The following is a 17,186-nucleotide window of genomic DNA, read 5'->3' on the forward strand; positions in this document are numbered from 1 at the left end:
GGGCCGGTCTTGAAGCGGATGCCGTGGACGCGGTCGTAGAGATCGTTCTCGGTCGGCAACCGCCGCCTCCGTCCATGCCGGGACGCGTACCCCTGTGCAATGCCCCGGAGGCCGCGGGACGGAACCTGAACTTCTCGGGGCCGGTCTCCCGAACCACCGGAAAGCCCCTCCGTCTCGGCGGAGCGGTCGGCGAGCCGGCGTACCGGCCTCCGCGAGCGGCCGTTTCCGGCCGCCGCGCCCCGGCGGCCCGGGTCGGTGTGTTAGTCGCCCGTGTCCGGGAGCAGAAGTGATACGACGGTCTGCGACACCGATTGGAGCCTCCATGACAGAGCGCGACGGCGCGGGGACGATCGACACCACGGCCCTGCGGGAACTTCTGGACGGCCGGTGGGCCGCCGTGCGCGGGCAGGCCAGGAAGCTGTTGCGCGGGCCGGAGTTCGCCCCCGTGTACGGGTTGGGGGTGGACGAGCACCGGACCCGGGTGTCGGGGCAGCTGCGCGCGCTCGCCGGGACCCGGCTGTCCGGTCACGGGTTCTCCTCCGACCACGGCGGGTCCGGCGACGTCGGCGCCTCCGTGGTCGCCTTCGAGATGCTGGTCTGCGACCTGTCGCTGATGGTCAAGGTCGGTGTGCAGTGGGGGTTGTTCGGCGGGGCGGTCCAGGCGCTGGGCACCGAGCGGCACCACGCGGCGTACCTGCGCGACGTGATGTCGGTGGAGCTTCCGGGGTGCTTCGCGATGACCGAGACCGGGCACGGCTCGGACGTGCAGCGGCTGCGCACCACCGCGACGTTCGACCCGGAGACCGACGAGTTCGTCGTGCACACCCCCGACGAGGCCGCCCGCAAGGACTACATCGGCAACGCCGCCAGGGACGGGCGCATGGCGGTGGTGTTCGCCCAACTCGTCACGGGCGGCGAGCGGCACGGCGTGCACGCGCTGATGGTTCCGCTGCGCGACGCGTCAGGCCGGCCGATGCCGGGCGTGCGGATCGAGGACTGCGGCCCCAAGGCCGGGTTGAACGGCGTGGACAACGGACGCCTGTGGTTCGACCGGGTGCGGGTTCCGCGCACCTCGCTGCTCAACCGGTACGGCGACGTGGACGCCGAGGGCCGTTACTCCAGCCCCATCGAGAACGCCAACCGGCGCTTCTTCACCATGCTGGGCACCCTCATCCGCGGCCGGATCAGCGTGGCGGGCGGCGCCGGCACGGCCACCAAGGCGGCGCTGGCGATCGCGGTCCGCTACGGCGAGGCCCGCCACCAGTTCGACCGGCCCGGCGGGGGCGGGGAGGTCCCGCTGCTGGACTACCTGACCCACCAGCGGCGGCTGCTGCCCGCGCTGGCGAAGAGCTACGCGCTGCACTTCGCCCAGGAGGAGCTGGTGTCGCGGCTGCACGAGAGCGTCACCGGGGGTCCCCTGGACGACCGCGGGCAGCGCGAACTCGAGGCGCGCGCGGCCGGGTTGAAGGCGGTCGCCACCTGGCACGCGACGCACACCATCCAGACCTGCCGGGAGGCGTGCGGCGGCGCGGGCTACCTGTCGGAGAACCGGCTGCCCCAGCTCAAGGCCGACACCGACGTCTTCACCACCTTCGAAGGCGACAACACCGTTCTGCTCCAGCTGGTGGCCAAGGGGCTGCTCACCAACTACCGGCAGGAGTTCGGGAGCCTGGACACCCTGGGCACGGCCCGGTTCGTGGCCGGCCAGTTCTTCGAGGCGGTCATCGAGCGCACCGCCGCGCGCTCCCTGATCGAGCGCCTGGTCAACGCCGCGCCCGGCCGGGACGAGGACGCGAACCTGTTCGACCGCGGCTGGCAGTGCAAGCTGCTGGAGGACCGCGAGGAGCACGTGCTGGAGGGTCTGGCCCGGCGCCTGCGCAAGCCCGGCGCGGACGCCTTCTCGATGTTCAACGACGCCCAGGACCACGTGCTGCTGGCGGGTCGGGCGCACGTGGAGAGGATCGCGCTGGAGGCGTTCGTCGCGGGTGTCGAGCGCGTGTCGGACGAGGGGACACGCGCGGTGCTGAACCGGCTGTGCGACCTGTACGCGTTGTCGGTCATCGAGGCCGACCGCGCCTGGTTCCTGGAGCACGAGCGCCTCACCCCCGCGCGGTCCAAGGCCATCACGACCGCTGTCAACGCCCTGTGCGGGAGACTGCGCCCGCACGCCCTCGACCTGGTCGGGGCCTTCGGCCTGAACGACGAGTGGCTGGCCGCCCCGATCGCCCTGGGCGCGGAGGCGGCCCGCCAGGAGCCGCGGTCCCGCGCGCAGGCGCCCCGGTAGGGCCGGGATCGCCGACGGGGCGTCAGCGCCCGGTGAGGACGCCGTCGAGTGTCCGGGCCCACTGGGCGATGACGCGGCCGCGCCGCGCGCGGTCGTCGGCGAGCAGCCCGGCCAGCCCCATGCCGCGCGCCAGGTCCAGGGTGGCCTGGACGGACTCGCGCACGCCCGGGACGGACTCGTCCGCGTCCAGCAGCTCGAGGGCGGCCCGGTGCGCCTCTCGGTCCATGCGCTCCTCCAGGGGGAGCACGTGGGAGCGCAGCGCGGGGTCGTTGGCGGCCGCCGCCCAGAGCTGGACCGCCGCCGCGAACTCCGTCCCCTGGTAGGTCTCGACCAGCATCCGGACGACCGCCTCGGTGCGCGCCGGGCCGCGCGGCAGTTTCGCGGCGCGGCGGCGCGTCTCGGCCATGCGCGACTCGCTCACGTGCAGCACCGCGGCGGTGAACAGCGCCTCCCTGGTCGGGAAGTGGTGCCGGGCCGCGTCCCGGGACACCCCCGCGCGCTCGGCGACCAGGTCGACGGTGCTGCCGGCCCAACCGATCTCGGCCAGGCATCCGACCGCGGCGTCCAGCAACCGCCGCCTGGCGGCCCGGCTGCGCTCCTGCGGGGGGTCTCCCGCCCGAGCCGCCCGAGCCGCTCCCGACGTCCCGGTCTCCCTCCGGTGCCGCCCTTCCATGGCCTCCCCGAATCGGTTGGCTCGGACCTCTTCCGCGGCGGCCCGACGCGTCGCCGTACCGGTCATGGCCACGAGGGTGGCACGGACCGCGCACGGAGAACAAGCGCGGGCGGCGGTTCCCCGCGCCCGGCTACTCCGGGGGCTTGACGACGGGGCGGTGCACGACCTCGTCGATGACGGTGAGGGTCTGGGTGGCGGTCACCCCCGGCAGGGCCTGCAGGCGGGTGAGGATGAGGTCGCGGAGCTGGTGGGTGTCCGCGACGCGGACCAGCAGCACGATGTCGGCCGAGCCGACCACGTACCAGCAGTACTCGATCTCCGGATACGAGGAGAGCACCTCGCGGTTGGCCCGCCAGTCGGGCTGGCTTCCGGAGATCAGCACCAGTGCGGTGACCCCGAGGCCCATCTTCGCGTGGTCGGTGACCACCGAGTAGCCGCGGATGACCCCGTCGTCGGTGAGCCGCTTGATCCGGTTGTAGGCGGTGGCCCGCGAGACGTTCGCCATCGCGGCGATCTCGGTGATCCCGGTCCGCGCGTCGTCGGCGAGCGCGCTGATGATCGTGTTGTCCGTCCCGTCGGGAAGCCTTGCGGGGCGCCGCTGCTCGCCGTTCGTCATCGGCTCGCTCCAAGCTCTAGACATCTCGCAATGAATTACCAAAATCGAGACAACTTCGTCTACCGGATTCTCAATAGACGAGACAACGGCGTCCCCCAAGGGGGGATTCCCCCAAAAGTGATGACAGGTCCGCCCGCGACCACGCTCCTAGGATCGGGAGGTGGACCACCCGCACCCGACGCCGGGAGAGCAGCCGTGCCCGTTTCCGCCGCAGTCCGCGCCCGGGTCCGGGGGTTCCTCCCGGTCGAGGCCGAGATCAGGTACATCTTCCCCGCCTCCTGGAACGAGTCGGTCTTCTTCGTCTTCGTGGTCACCGACGCCGCCGTCACCGTCCTGACGAACCGGATGTTCAGCCGGAGCCGCCCCAAGGAGATCTGGCACGTCTTCCCACGCGCCGTGCGCATCGGTCCCGTGGACACCCACCTCATCCCCACCTTCGAACTGGGCGGCCGCCAGTTCGAGGTGCACGAGGAGTACGTCCCGGTGATCAACGCCGCCGACGCCGAACTCTCCCCCGGCGCGCTTCCGCCGGACCCGCTCTCCGAGCTCTGAAGTCCGCCGGCCACGCCGCTGTTCTCGGCTTCCCCGGGGCCTCGGAGGCGGCCGGGACCCCGGGGAAGCCGAGAACAGCGAGAGAACCCGCCCGGTGAGCGGACTGTTTCGTTTGCGCCCCACCATGCCCCATCATCTTAGACAGAAAGGGATGAGAGCGGCTAAAATATATCTTTGCGTATCGACTTGGAGCTCGAATATGGCAAAAGTGTCGACTTTCTGAGCACACTTGAGGCACACGGTCGCGGATTCGCGTCCCAGCCCACCGGCCCGAGGAGTCACCCGCCATGAACGCAGAGGAAGCAGCTCCAGCGGGCCCCGACCTCAGCGGGATCCCGCCCGAGCTGTCCCGGTCGATGTACCGCGACATGCTCACCGCCCGGCTCCTGGACGACGAGGCGATCGCGCTGCAGCGCCAGGGCGTCTTCCCCGCCTACGTCTCCCTGCGCGGCCAGGAGGCCGCCCAGGTCGGCAGCGCCGCCGCGCTGGACACCGCGACCGACTTCGCTTTCCCCACCTACCGGGAGATGGCGGTCGCCCTCACCATGGGCGTGGACATGGTCGGCTACCTGGCCAGCCACCGCGCGCTGTGGCACGGCGGCCTCTACGACCCGATGGAGTCCCGGTTCGGCCCGGTCAACGCCGTCGTGGGCGGCCCCGTACCGCACGCCGTGGGCTGGGCGCTGGGCGAGAGCCTGCGCGACGGCCCCGGCTGCGCGATCGCCTACTTCGGCGACGGGGCCAGTTCCGAGGGCGACGTGCACGAGGCCATGAACTTCGCCGGGGTCTTCGGCGCGCCGGTGGTGTTCTTCTGCCAGAACAACCAGTGGGCGCTTTCGGTGCCCGTCGAGGCGCAGGTGGCGGGCGGCTCCGTCGCCGCGCGCGCCGCCGGGTACGGGATGCCCGGCGTGCGGGTGGACGGCCAGGACGTCGCGGCGGTGTACGAGGCCACCCGGGCCGCCCTTCGGCGGGCCCGTGACGGCGGCGGCCCCACCGTCATCGAGGCGCTGACCTACCGCGTCAACCCGCACTCCACCTCCGACGACCCGGGCCGCTACCGCGATCCCGCCGAGGAGCGGCGCTGGCGCGAACGGGACCCGATCACACTGACACGCCGGGCCCTGGAACGGGCCGGGCACGCCGACACCGACTTCTTCGACGCCGCCGAGACCGGGGCCCGCGCCTTCTGCGAGGCCGCGCGCGACGGTGTCGGCAACGCGCCGCACCCCGCCGGATCGGACCTGTTCTCCCACGTCTACCGCGAACCGACCGAGGCGCTGCGCCGCCAGCAGCGCGTCTGGCGCGACGAGGTCGGACCGTGAGCGGCCCCGCGTCCGGGAGTCCCCGCCACGAATCCGCCAAGAAGGGCAGCACGCCATGACCGAACTCGCGGTTCCCGCGGACCAGGCCGCCACGGCCACCGAGACGTCCATGCAGCAGGCCGTCAACGCGGCGCTGCGAACGCTGCTGGCCGAGGACCCCGCCACGCTCGTCTTCGGCGAGGACGTGGGGCGGCTCGGCGGGGTCTTCCGGGTCACCGACGGCCTCCAGGCCGAGTTCGGGGACCGGCGGGTCTTCGACACCCCGCTGGCCGAGTCCGCCATCATCGGCCTGGCCGTCGGTCTGGCGATGAACGGCTGGCGGCCCGTCCCCGAGCTCCAGTTCGACGGGTTCGCCTACCCCGCGGTCGACCAGATCGTGAACCAGATGGCGCGGATGCACTACCGCACCCGCGGGGCCGCCCCCATGCCGATCACGCTGCGGCTGCCCAGCTTCGGCGGCATCCAGGCGCCCGAGCACCACGGTGAGAGCCTGGAGGCGCTGTTCGCACACGTCCCCGGCCTGAAGGTGTGCGCGCCCTCGGATCCCGCCGACGCCTACGGCCTGCTGCTGCAGTCGGTGCGAGCCGACGACCCGGTGATCTACATGGAGCCCAAGGCCCGGTACTGGAACCGCCGCGCGGTTCGGCTGGGCGAACCCGACCTGCCGATCGGCGCGAGCCGCACCGTGCGCGAGGGGCGGCACGCCACGCTGGTCGCCTGGGGCGCCATGGTGCACCGCTGCGAGCAGGCCGCCGAGCTCGCCGCCGAGGACGGCGTCGAACTGGAGGTGCTGGACCTGCGCTGGCTCAAGCCGATCGACACCGACGGCCTGGCCGCGTCGGTCGCGCGCACCGGGCGCGCGGTGGTCGTGCACGAGGCCCCGCTGACCGCGGGCCTGGGCGCGGAGGTCTCCGCGCTGGTCACCGAGCACGCCTTCGCCTCGCTGCGCGCCCCCGTCCAGCGGGTGACCGGGTTCGACGTCCCCTACCCCGCGGGGCCGCTGGAGCCGCAGTACCTGCCCACGGTCGACCGCATCCTGCTGGCGGTCCAGCGCACACTGGAGTTCTAGTCCTTCTCGGTGATCGTGGCCTTTCCGGGGCCTCGGAGGCGGTTGAGACCCCGGAAAGGCCACGATCAGCGGGAGACCACCGCGAACCGGCGGAAACGACGACAAGGACCACCACCGATGACCCACACCGGCCCCACCTCCGAGCGCACCTTCGCCCTCCCCGACCTGGGCGAGGGGCTGGTCGAGGCGACCGTCCTGGAATGGCTGGTCCAGCCGGGCGAGCGCGTCGAGCGCAACCAGCCGCTGGTCGAGCTGGAGACCGCCAAGTCCGCCGTGGAGATCCCCTCCCCGCACACCGGGGTCGTGGCGCGGCTGCACGCCGAGGAGGGCCGGGTGGTCGCCGTCGGCGAACCGCTGGCGACCTTCGCGGTCGAGGCGGGCGCCGGGATCGTGGGTACCGTTCCCACCGAGGAGAAGCCGACCCGGCGGGTCCGCCTCAGGCCGCCCGCCGAGTAGCGGCGCGCTCCCCGCCGAACGGACCCCCACCTCCCACCCAGACGGGAACACGCATGGACCAGACCCTGCTCGACGCGACCGGGGAACCGGCGCTGCGGTACACGGTGGGCGGCGCGGAGCCGTCCCGGGAGCCGCCGGTGCTGCTCGTGCACGGGTTCGGCTCGGACTTCGAACTGAACTGGGCGCGTGCGGGCTGGGTCGGCGCGTTGCGGAACTCCGGCCGCCGCCTCGTCGGCGTGGACCTGCCCGGGCACGGCGGCTCCCCCCGCCCGCACGACCCCGAGCGCTACACCCCGAAGGCGCTGGCCGCGCTGCTCGCCCGGGTGCTGGACGCGGTCGGCGCGCCCGAGGCCGACGTCGTGGGCTACTCGATGGGGTCGCGGCTGAGCTGGCAGCTGGCGGTGGACTTCCCCGGCCGGGTGCGCCGGGCCGTGCTGGGCGGCTTCGGTCCGGTCGACGCCTTCGAGGACACCGACCTGGAGGGCCTGGAGCGCGGCGCGGACGGCGGACGGTTCGGCGCCGTCTTCGCGGCGGCCGCCGCCCTGCCGGGCGCGGACACCGCCGCGCTGGCGGCCTGCGCGCGGGGGCAGGCGTCCCAGGTCTACTCCCCCTCCCCCGCTCCGGACGGCGTTCCGCTCCTGTTCGTCGCGGGCGAGCGGGACGGGATCGCCGAGGGGGTGGAGTCCCTGGCCGCCGCGCTGCCCGCGGCGGAGGTGCTGCGCCTGCCGCGCCGGGACCACCGCAACGCGGTCTCGGCCCAGGCGTTCAAGAGCGCGGCCACGGAGTTCCTCGCGCGGGGGCGGGGGCTCTCCGGCTGAGCCGCCGGAGTGCCCCGCGCCCGGGCCGTCGACGGGGAACGGGCGGGCCGCGCGAGGCTGTTCCGGGAACACCGTCGTCACTCCGCGTACAGGCGCCTACGAGTCGTCCTTTGGCAACAATTGCCGTTGCGGACCCTTCGCCGACCTGGCGGGAAGGTAGAAATGTGAGATGGGAGACAAACCGTTGGTAACGTCCGTTTCACTCCGCTCTCGCCTTCATAACAACCCCCCCTCGATGATTGGTGACATTTCCGTAAGCGGATAGTGTCCGGCTGCATAACCCGGTGGTTCGCGTGCCGCGAACCGCCCGAGGGCTTGAAGGGGAGGAAGCGTGGAGCGCAACATGGTCACCCGTTTCGCGGCGATCGCAGCGGCCGGTGTGCTCGGCCTGGCGATGACAGCCTGTGACGCCAGCGGGGGTGGCGGCGAGTCCGGCGGCGACGGTGAGAGCGCCGCCCCGGCGACCGACATCAAGGTCGGCCTCGCCTACGACATCGGCGGCAGGGGTGACAAGTCCTTCAACGACGCGGCGTACCGCGGCCTCCAGCAGGTCCAGGAGGAGCTCGGCATCGAGGACGTCCAGGACCTGGAGCCCACCGAGGGCGAGTCCGACGCCGACAAGGTGAACCGCCTGACCCTGATGGCCGAAGAGGGCTACAACGTCGTCATCGGCGTCGGCTTCGCCTACGAGCAGCCGATCCGCGAGGTCGCTCCCGAGTTCCCCGACGTGCACTTCGCGATCGTCGACTCCGAGATCGACGACATCGACAACGTCACCGGCCTGGTGTTCGCCGAGGAGCAGGCCTCCTTCCTGGCCGGCGCCGCCGCCGCGCTCAAGACCGAAGAGGACCACATCGGCTTCATCGGCGGCGTCGAGACCCCGCTGATCAAGAAGTTCGAGGCCGGGTACATCGCGGGCGCCCAGGAGATCAACCCCGACATCGAGATCGAGACGGCCTACCTGTCGCAGCCGCCGGACTTCAGCGGCTTCCAGGACCCCGCGCGCGGCAAGGCCACCGCCGAGGGCCAGTACGACGCCGGGGCCGACGTGATCTACCACGCCGCCGGCGCCTCGGGCAACGGCGTGCTGGAGTCGGCCGCCGAGCAGGAGAAGCTCTTCATCGGCGTCGACAGCGACCAGTACGAGAGCGCCCCCGAGGACCAGCGGTCCTCCGTGGTCACCTCCGCCCTCAAGGGCGTGGACACCGCGGTGTTCGAGTACGTCAAGTCCGTGGTGGACGGCGACGTCCAGAGCGGCGTCCAGCGTTTCGACCTGGCCAGCGGCGGCGTCGACTACGCCACGTCCAACCCCGAGCAGATCTCCGACATCCAGGAGGAGCTCGACGGCCTGAAGCAGCGGATCATCGACGGCGAGATCGAGATCCCGACCGAGCCCTAAAGGGCTCGGCCTGATCGCCGCACGGCGTTCCGCGGCCCCGGGGAGCGTGCCCCGGGGCCGCGGAACGCCGGCGCGTTTCGGCGCCCGCAGGCTCACGAGGCCTCGGGCGCCTCTTTCGATAGACACCAAGGAGTCGGATGAGCGGCACGGACACGGCCAGCGGAGCGGCGCCTCCCGCCGTCGAGCTGCGCGGGATCACCAAGCGGTTTCCCGGGGTGGTGGCCAACCACGACATCAACATCACGGTCGGAGCGGGGACGGTCCACGCCATCGTCGGCGAGAACGGCGCGGGCAAGTCCACCCTGATGAAGACCCTGTACGGCATGCACCAGCCGGACGAGGGCAGTATCGCCGTCAACGGCGGGACGGTCCGGCTGAACTCCCCCTCCGACGCCATCAAGCACGGCATCGGCATGGTGCACCAGCACTTCATGCTCGCCGACAACCTCACGGTGCTGGAGAACGTCGTCCTGGGCGCGGAGGGCCTGCACGGCATCGGCTCCCGCGCCCGCGCGCGGATCGAGGAGCTGTCCGCCCAGTACGGGCTGGGCGTGCGCCCGCGGCGGCTGATGGAGGAGCTGGGCGTCGGCGACCGCCAGCGGGTGGAGATCCTCAAGGTCCTGTACCGCGGCGCGCGCATCGTCATCCTGGACGAGCCCACCGCGGTGCTGGTCCCGCAGGAGGTCGACGAGCTCTTCGACAACCTGCGCGAGCTCAAGCGCGAGGGCCTGACCGTCATCTTCATCTCGCACAAGCTCGACGAGGTCCTCTCGGTCGCGGACGAGATCACCGTGATCCGGCGCGGCACCACCGTGGCCACCGCCGACCCCGCCCGGACGACCGCGCGCGAACTGGCGACGCTCATGGTCGGCGGGCAGCTTCCGGTGCCCGAGCTGCGCGAGTCGACGGTCACCGACCGGATGGTGCTCCAGATCCAGGACCTGACCGTGGCCGCCCCCGACGGGCGGCCGGTCGTGGACGGCGTCTCCCTGTCCATCCGGGCGGGTGAGATCGTCGGCATCGCGGGGGTCGAGGGCAACGGCCAGAGCGAGCTGATCGAGGCCGTCATGGGGATGCGGCCGGTCGCGCGGGGGAGGATCCTGCTCGCCGGCGAGCCCGTCACCGGTTGGTCCACCCGCGCCGTCCGCGAGGCGGGGGTCGGCTACATCCCCGAGGACCGGCACCGGCACGGCCTGCTGCTGGAGTCCCCGCTGTGGGAGAACCGCGTCCTCGGCCACCAGACCCAGCCGCCGAACGCCAAGGGGCCGCTCATCGACCGCGCCGGGGCGCGCGCCGACACCGAGCGCATCGTCGCCGAGTTCGACGTGCGCACCCCGGGGATCGACGTGCAGGCCGACGCGCTCAGCGGCGGCAACCAGCAGAAGCTGATCGTCGGCCGCGAGATGAGCAACGACCCCAAGGTCATCGTGGCCGCGCACCCCACCCGCGGCGTCGACGTCGGCGCGCAGGCCGCCATCTGGGACCAGCTCCGCGCGGCCCGCGCCAAGGGCCTGGCCGTGCTGCTGGTCTCGGCCGACCTGGACGAGCTGATCGGCATGTCCGACACGCTGCACGTGATCCTGCGGGGCAGGCTGGTCGCCGAAGCCGATCCGGGCGCGGTCACCCCCGAGCAGCTCGGTTCGGCCATGACCGGCGCGGGACTGGACCCGGCCGACACGTCCGCGGACGACAGCGGACCGGCCACTGAAGACGAGGCAGGAGCATGACCAAGTCCCTTCCCACCCCCGCGGGGTTCGCGGCGGCGGCCGGAGCCGGGGTCGTCCTGACCGTGCTGCTCGACATGGCGCTGCTCGCACCGGCCGCGCTCGCCATCGGCGTGGTCGCGGCCTTCGCGGTGGCGGTCCTGTTCGTGGGCTCCTCCACCGCCGACGCCGACTCCGGCATCCACCGCGCCGTCGTCGCCCCCGTCGCGCTGGTGCTGGCCGTCCTGGTGGGCCTGTTCACCGGGCTGGTCGCCGACCTGTGGCTGATCGAGCCGGTGGCCTACGCGATCGGCGCCCTCGTCGGCGGGACGGCCTCGGCCGCCCTGTACCGCGGGCTGGCCACCCAGTTGGCGCTGGCCTTCGCCGCGGTCGCCGCGGCGGGCGCGCTGGCCCTGGGCATCACCGCCCTGGTGCTGTACGTCACCGGGGTGGACCCCCTCTCCACGTTCGCGCGGATGACGGACTACGGCACCCAGCCCAACAGCCTCGTGACGGTGGTCAACACCGGCACCACCTACTACCTGTCCGCGGTGGCGGTGGCGGTCGGCTTCCGGATGAACCTGTTCAACATCGGCGTGGACGGCCAGTACCGGCTGGCCGCGCTGCTGGCCGCGGCGGTCGGCGGCGCGTTCGTGCTGCCGCCCGGGCTGCACCAGCTGGTGATCATCCTCGTGGCCGTCGCGGTCGGCGGGTTCTGGGCGGGGATCGCGGGCTGGCTGAAGGTGACCCGCGGCGTGTCCGAGGTCATCTCCACGATCATGCTGAACGCGATCGCGACCGGCGTGACCGCCTACCTGCTCAACACCAACCGGCTCGCCGTCGAGATCGGCACCAACAACATCGGCACGCGGCCGATCGCCGAGTCCGGCTGGGTGCCGGGAATCCCCGGCGGCTTCATGGGCGCGGGCCGGGAGATCTTCGGGCTGACCCTGCTCGCGGTCGCGGTCGGCGTCGGCTACTGGTGGCTGCTGAACCGCACCCGGTTCGGCTTCGAGCTGCGCGCCACCGGCCAGTCCGCCACCGCGGCGCAGGCCAGCGGGGTCAACGTCAAGAAGATGGTCGTGGTCTCCATGGTCATCTCCGGCATGGTGGCCGGTCTGGTCGGCATGCCGCAGCTGCTGGGCGCGTCGCACTACTACGCGCTGGACTTCCCGGTCGGCCTGGGCTTCACCGGGATCGCGATCGCGCTGCTGGGCCGCAACCACCCCGTGGGAATCGCCGCGGCCGCGCTGTTCTGGTCGTTCCTGAACCAGTCGTCGCAGATCCTGGACATCGACGGAATCCCCAAGGAGATCGCCGTCGTCACCCAGGCCACGATGGTGCTGACCATCGTCGTGGTGTACGAGCTCGTGCACCGCTGGGGTCGGCGCTACCAGCAGCGTCAGGTCGGTAGGGAACTGGGCCGGGAGAGGGTGGCCGCGTCATGAGCCAGCACGTGGAAGTCGCGACCCCCGAGAAGGCGCCCCCGCCCCGGCGGGGCGTCCTCACCCCGTGGCGGATCGTCAGCCTGGGTGTCGCGGTGTTCGTCGCGCTCGCGGGCGTACGGGTCATCACCGGGCAGAACGCGCTGACCGACAGCGGCACCATCCAGGCGACGCTGGCCTTCGCGGTGCCGATCGGCATGGCGGGCCTGGGCGGCCTGTGGGCCGAGCGCGCGGGCATCATCAACATCGGCCTCGAAGGCATGATGGTGCTGGGCACCTGGGCGGGCGCCTTCGCCGCCAACAGCACCGGGAACCCGTGGGCGGGCCTGGTCGCCGGGATCGTCGGCGGCGTGCTCGGCGGTCTGCTGCACGCCGTGGCCACGGTCACCTTCGGCGTGGACCACATCGTCTCGGGCGTGGCCATCAACATCCTGGCCGTGGGCGCCATGCGCTACCTGTCGATCCTGTACTTCCAGCCCCAGCCGGGGGGCGGCGCCGCCCAGTCCCCGCCCCTCCCGGGCTTCCCCCGGATCGGCCTGCCGTTCGTGGCGGACCTGCTCGGTCCCCTGGAGGACCGGCACTGGTTCCTGGTGTCGGACGTGGCCGGGCTGATCGTCGGTCTGACCACCGAGATGTCCGTCGTCACGCTGATCGCGATCCTGCTGGTGCCCGCCACCTACTACATCCTGTGGCGGACCCCGTTCGGGCTGCGGCTGCGCTCCTGCGGCGAGAGCCCCGAGGCCGCCGAGTCCCTGGGCGTCTCGGTGTACTTCTACAAGTACGTCGCGGTGCTGGTCTCGGGCGGCCTTGCCGGCCTCGGCGGCGTGTTCCTGGCGATGGTGGCCTCCTCCATCTACCAGGAGGGCCAGACCGGCGGACGCGGCTACATCGGCCTGGCCGCGATGATCTTCGGCAACTGGCGGCCCGGCGGCCTGGCCATGGGCGCGGGCCTGTTCGGCTTCACCGACGCGCTCCAGGTCCGCGGCTCGGGCGCGGCCGTGCACGCGCTGCTGCTGCTCATCGCGGCGGTCCTGGTCGCGGTCGCGGTGTGGCAGTTCGTCCGCGGCAAGCGGGTGGCAGCGCTGGTCTCGCTGGCCGTCGCCGCCCTGCTGGTGGTGTGGTGGGCGCTCACCGACACGCTCCCGCGCGAGCTGGTCACCTACAGCCCGCACATCGCGACGCTGCTGGTGATGGCACTGGCCACGCAGCGGCTCCGGGCGCCCGCGGCCGTGGGGCGGTCCTGGCGGCGGGGAGGCGGCTCGTGACGGCCGCGACCGAGGTGGACTGGCCGGGGCTGCGCGCAGCGGCCGCCACCGCCATGGCGGGTGCCTACGCGCCCTACTCGAGGTTCCCGGTGGGCGCGGCGGCACTGGTCTCCGACGGCCGGGTGGTCGTGGGCTGCAACGTGGAGAACGCCTCCTACGGCCTGGGCCTGTGCGCCGAGTGCGGACTGGTCTCGGCGCTGCACGCGAGCGGCGGCGGACGGCTGGTGGCGTTCGCCTGCGTGGACGGGGCGGGCTCCGCCCTCATGCCGTGCGGGCGCTGCCGCCAACTGCTGTACGAGCACGGCGGGGCGGGCCTGCTGGTGGACACCCCCGAGGGGATCATCCCCCTCGGGGAGCTGCTGCCGCAGGCCTTCGGCCCCGACGACCTCGACCGGCCGAGATAGTCCTGGTGCCGTGTCAGGCGATGTTCGCCGGGTGCGAGCGTTGCCTGACAGCAGTCCTGTCGATGATCTTGACGTCGGCAGAGGCCCGTGAACGGCCGCGGCCCGGCCGAGTCCTACCAGGGAGTGCGTATGGATGCCATCGACGTCATCGCGACCAAGCGCGACGGGGGCGAGCTGTCCCCCGAGCAGATCGACTGGGTGATCGCGGCCTACACCCGGGGCGAGGTCGCCGAGGAGCAGATGGCCGCGCTGAACATGGCGATCGTGTGGCGCGGGATGACCCGGGCCGAGGTCGGCCGGTGGACCGAGGCGATGCTCGCCTCGGGCGAGCGGCTGGACTTCTCCGACCTGGGCGTGCCCACCACCGACAAGCACTCCACCGGCGGGGTCGGCGACAAGATCACGCTGCCGCTGACCCCGACGGTCGCCGCGTGCGGGGCGGCCGTCCCCCAGCTGTCCGGGCGCGGCCTCGGTCACACCGGCGGCACCCTGGACAAGCTGGAGTCCGTCCCGGGCTGGCGCGCCGAGGTCTCCCCCGCCGGGATGCGCCGGATGCTGCTGGACGTGGGCGGGGTGATCTGCGCGGCGGGCACCGGCCTGGCCCCGGCCGACCGCAAGCTGTACGCGCTGCGCGACGTCACCGGGACGGTCGAGTCCATCCCGCTGATCGCGAGCTCCATCATGTCCAAGAAGCTCGCCGAGGGCACCGGCGCGCTCGTCCTGGACGTCAAGGTCGGCTCGGGCGCGTTCATGAAGGACGTGGCGTCCGCGCGCGAACTGGCCCGCACGATGGTCGGCATCGGCACCGACCACGGAGTGCGCACGGTCGCGCTGCTGACCGCGATGGACACCCCGCTGGGCCGCACCGTGGGCAACGCCCTGGAGGTGGCCGAGTCCCTTGAGGTGCTGGCCGGGGGCGGGCCCCCCGACGTGGTCGAACTGACCGTGACGCTGGCCCGGGAGATGCTGGCCGCGGCGGGCCTGGACGACGCCGCGGACCCTGCCGAGGCGCTGCGCGACGGTTCGGCGATGGACGCGTGGCGGCGGATGGTCGCCGCCCAGGGCGGCGACCCCGACGCCCCGCTGCCGGTGGCCGCCGAGACCCACCAGGTCCCGGCCGCGGAGTCGGGCGTCCTGACCCGGCTGGACGCCCACGCCGTCGGCGTCGCCGCCTGGCGCCTGGGCGCGGGCCGGGCCCGCAAGGAGGACCCGGTCTCGGCGGGAGCGGGCGTCACCCTGCACGCCAAGCCCGGCGACCGGGTGCGCGCGGGGCAGCCGCTGTTCACCCTGCACACCGACGATCCCGGCCGCCTCGACCACGCGGCCGAGGCGCTGTCGGACGCCTGCGCGTTCGGCGGCGGGCACACCCCGCTCCCCCTGGTCATCGACCGGGTGGAGTAGGCGGGCCGCCTTCCGAAAGGACACCCCGGTGATCTCGACGCCGGCGTTTCGGAGACGAGGGCCCCGGAACGGCGGCGTCGAGGTCGTCGAGAGGAGCCGACGGCCCTCTGTCAGCCCAGGATCCGGTCCGCCACCGCGTCGTGCAGGGCCGCCAGGCGCCCGGCGGCCTCCGCGCGGGCCTCGCCGACGTCTCCGGTGACCGGGAGGACCACCTCGAGGTACGCCTTCAGCTTGGGTTCGGTGCCCGACGGCCGCAGGGTGACGCCGGCCCGCACCGGTCCGGTGAGGCGGTAGCGCAGGGCGTCGGTGGGGGGCAGGCCCCGGCCGCCGTCGGCGAAGTCCTCCACCGCCTCCACCCGGAAGCCTCCGAACGCCTCGGGAGGCGCGGCGCGCAGGGACCGCATGGTCTCGGTGAGCAGCGCCAGGTCCGCGACCCGCACCGAGAGCTGGCGGGTCAGGTGCAGGCCGTGGCGCCGGGCCTGGTCGTCCAGCAGGTCCAGCAGGGTCCTGCCGTCGCGCTTGGCCTCGGCCGCCACGGAGGCCACCGCGAGGGCCGCGCTGATGCCGTCCTTGTCCGCGACGGGCCGCCCGGCGTCCCCGCTCACGCAGTAGCCGAGCGCCTCCTCGTAGCAGAAGACGTTGCGCGCCTCCCCGCCCCCCGCGCGCACCAGCCACTTGAAGCCGGTCAGGGTCTCCTCGAAGCGCACTCCGTGCGCGGCCGCGATCTTGGGCAGCAGGCCCGCGGAGACGATCGTGGTGGCCACCAGCCGGTCGGGGCCCGCGGTGTGCGCCAGGACGTGCTCGGCGAGCAGACCGCCCACCTCGTCCCCGGTGAGCAGCCCGTGGCCGGGTACCGCCACCGCCACCCGGTCCGCGTCGGGGTCGTTGGCCAGGACGATGTCGGTGCCCGCGCGCTCGCCCGCGGCCAGCGCCAGGTCCATCGCGCCCGGCTCCTCGGGGTTGGGGAAGGCGACCGTGGGGAAGTCCGGGTCGGGTTCGGCCTGCTCGGGCACCGTGATCGGGGCGGGGAACCCCGCCCTCTCGAAGACGGCGCGCAGCACGGCGCCGCCCACGCCGTGCATCGCCGTGTAGGTGACGCTCAGGTCCCGTTCGCGGCCCAGGGGCAGCGCGGCGACCGCGTCGACGTACGCCGACACGACCCCGTCGCCCAGCACCTCGTAGCCGTCGTCCAGGGGCAGCGCGTCGACCGGGCCGACCGCGTCGATCGCGGCGGAGATCTCGGTGTCCACCGGCGGCACGATCTGGCTCCCCGCCACCGGCCCGCTCCCCCCGACGTACACCTTGTACCCGTTGTCCTGCGGCGGGTTGTGGCTCGCGGTGACCATCACCCCGGCGTCGGCGGCGCGGGCGCGCACCGCGTGGGCGAGCACGGGGGTGGGCAGCGGGCCGGGCAGCAGCAGCGCGCGGTGGCCCGCCCCCGCCAGGACGGCGGCGGTGTCGCGGGCGAAGTCCGCGGACCGGTGCCGGGCGTCGTAGCCGATGACCACGGTCGCCCCGGGGCGCAGCCAGGCCGCGATCCCGGCGGCGGCCCGCATGACGGTCACCCGGTTCATCCGGGTGGGTCCGGCGCCCAGGGGGCCGCGCAGCCCGGCCGTGCCGAACTCCAGCCGGCCGGCGAACCGGGCGGCCAGTTCGGCGTCGTCCCCGTTGTCCAGGAGCGTCCTGAGCTCGGCCCTGGTCGCGGGGTCGGGGTCCTGGGCCAGCCATGCCCTGGCCTGCTCGCGGTGGTTCGCCGCCATTGCGCCGCGCCGCCTTTCC

General features: G+C 73.1%; 15 protein-coding genes. 12 read left to right on the forward strand and 3 right to left on the reverse strand.

All coding sequences use genetic code 11. The annotated features are described in order from the left end of the window. Nucleotides 1–322: 322 nt before the first annotated feature. Nucleotides 323–2,284: an acyl-CoA dehydrogenase family protein gene (locus EV190_RS17245; RefSeq protein ID WP_133742612.1), complete on the forward strand. Its 1,962-nt coding sequence runs from the start codon at nt 323–325 to the stop codon at nt 2,282–2,284. Between the two features lie 22 nt (nt 2,285–2,306). On the opposite strand, the gene EV190_RS17250 is transcribed toward EV190_RS17245, so the two are convergent. Further along, nucleotides 2,307–2,957 (reverse strand): TetR/AcrR family transcriptional regulator, encoded by a 651-nt coding sequence (locus EV190_RS17250; protein ID WP_133742647.1) that lies wholly within the window; start codon nt 2,955–2,957, stop codon nt 2,307–2,309. 130 nt (nt 2,958–3,087) lie between these two features. Then, complete coding sequence (locus EV190_RS17255) at nt 3,088–3,573, reverse strand: Lrp/AsnC family transcriptional regulator (RefSeq protein WP_133742613.1); 486 nt, start codon at nt 3,571–3,573, stop codon at nt 3,088–3,090. Nucleotides 3,574–3,768: 195 nt separating this feature from the next. On the opposite strand from EV190_RS17255, the gene EV190_RS17260 reads away from it, so the two are divergent. The 11 genes from EV190_RS17260 (at nt 3,769) to EV190_RS17310 (ending at nt 15,407) form a co-directional block, all read left to right on the forward strand. Beyond that, complete coding sequence (locus tag EV190_RS17260) at nt 3,769–4,125, forward strand: hypothetical protein (protein WP_133742614.1); 357 nt, start codon at nt 3,769–3,771, stop codon at nt 4,123–4,125. A 287-nt stretch (nt 4,126–4,412) separates the two neighbouring features. Beyond that, the gene (locus EV190_RS17265; RefSeq protein ID WP_133742615.1) at nt 4,413–5,447 is read left to right on the forward strand and encodes a thiamine pyrophosphate-dependent dehydrogenase E1 component subunit alpha; all 1,035 of its coding nucleotides are present in this window, start codon (nt 4,413–4,415) and stop codon (nt 5,445–5,447) included. Between the two features lie 55 nt (nt 5,448–5,502). Continuing rightward, nucleotides 5,503–6,516 (forward strand): alpha-ketoacid dehydrogenase subunit beta, encoded by a 1,014-nt coding sequence (locus tag EV190_RS17270; protein ID WP_133742616.1) that lies wholly within the window; start codon nt 5,503–5,505, stop codon nt 6,514–6,516. 117 nt (nt 6,517–6,633) lie between these two features. Next, complete coding sequence (locus tag EV190_RS17275; protein ID WP_133742617.1) at nt 6,634–6,972, forward strand: biotin/lipoyl-containing protein; 339 nt, start codon at nt 6,634–6,636, stop codon at nt 6,970–6,972. A 53-nt stretch (nt 6,973–7,025) separates the two neighbouring features. Next, the gene (locus EV190_RS17280; protein ID WP_133742618.1) at nt 7,026–7,790 is read left to right on the forward strand and encodes an alpha/beta fold hydrolase; all 765 of its coding nucleotides are present in this window, start codon (nt 7,026–7,028) and stop codon (nt 7,788–7,790) included. A gap of 331 nt (nt 7,791–8,121) precedes the next feature. Beyond that, nucleotides 8,122–9,189 (forward strand): BMP family lipoprotein, encoded by a 1,068-nt coding sequence (locus EV190_RS17285; RefSeq protein WP_166655492.1) that lies wholly within the window; start codon nt 8,122–8,124, stop codon nt 9,187–9,189. Nucleotides 9,190–9,326: 137 nt separating this feature from the next. Then, nucleotides 9,327–10,916 (forward strand): ABC transporter ATP-binding protein, encoded by a 1,590-nt coding sequence (locus EV190_RS17290; RefSeq protein ID WP_133742619.1) that lies wholly within the window; start codon nt 9,327–9,329, stop codon nt 10,914–10,916. After that, nucleotides 10,913–12,340 carry an ABC transporter permease gene (locus EV190_RS17295; protein ID WP_133742620.1) on the forward strand — a complete coding sequence of 476 codons (1,428 nt, stop codon included), beginning with the start codon at nt 10,913–10,915 and terminating at the stop codon, nt 12,338–12,340. Before EV190_RS17290 ends, EV190_RS17295 begins: the two co-directional genes overlap by 4 nt. Then, nucleotides 12,337–13,602, forward strand: a complete 1,266-nt coding sequence (locus tag EV190_RS23755) for an ABC transporter permease (RefSeq protein WP_133742621.1) — start codon at nt 12,337–12,339, stop codon at nt 13,600–13,602. Before EV190_RS17295 ends, EV190_RS23755 begins: the two co-directional genes overlap by 4 nt. Then, entirely contained in the window at nt 13,599–14,006 is a 408-nt protein-coding gene (locus EV190_RS17305; protein WP_279536625.1) for a cytidine deaminase, read from the forward strand. The genes EV190_RS23755 and EV190_RS17305 overlap by 4 nt, the downstream gene beginning before the upstream one ends. A gap of 129 nt (nt 14,007–14,135) precedes the next feature. Continuing rightward, nucleotides 14,136–15,407: a thymidine phosphorylase gene (locus EV190_RS17310; protein ID WP_133742622.1), complete on the forward strand. Its 1,272-nt coding sequence runs from the start codon at nt 14,136–14,138 to the stop codon at nt 15,405–15,407. Between the two features lie 110 nt (nt 15,408–15,517). Here the strand turns inward: EV190_RS17310 and EV190_RS17315 are convergent, their stop codons facing one another. Beyond that, nucleotides 15,518–17,167, reverse strand: a complete 1,650-nt coding sequence (locus EV190_RS17315) for a phospho-sugar mutase (protein ID WP_133742623.1) — start codon at nt 17,165–17,167, stop codon at nt 15,518–15,520. Nucleotides 17,168–17,186 lie beyond the last annotated feature (19 nt).

Origin of the sequence: Actinorugispora endophytica, assembly GCF_004363075.1 — a bacterium.
In the GTDB taxonomy this organism is placed as follows: Bacteria; Actinomycetota; Actinomycetes; order Streptosporangiales; family Streptosporangiaceae; genus Actinorugispora; species Actinorugispora endophytica.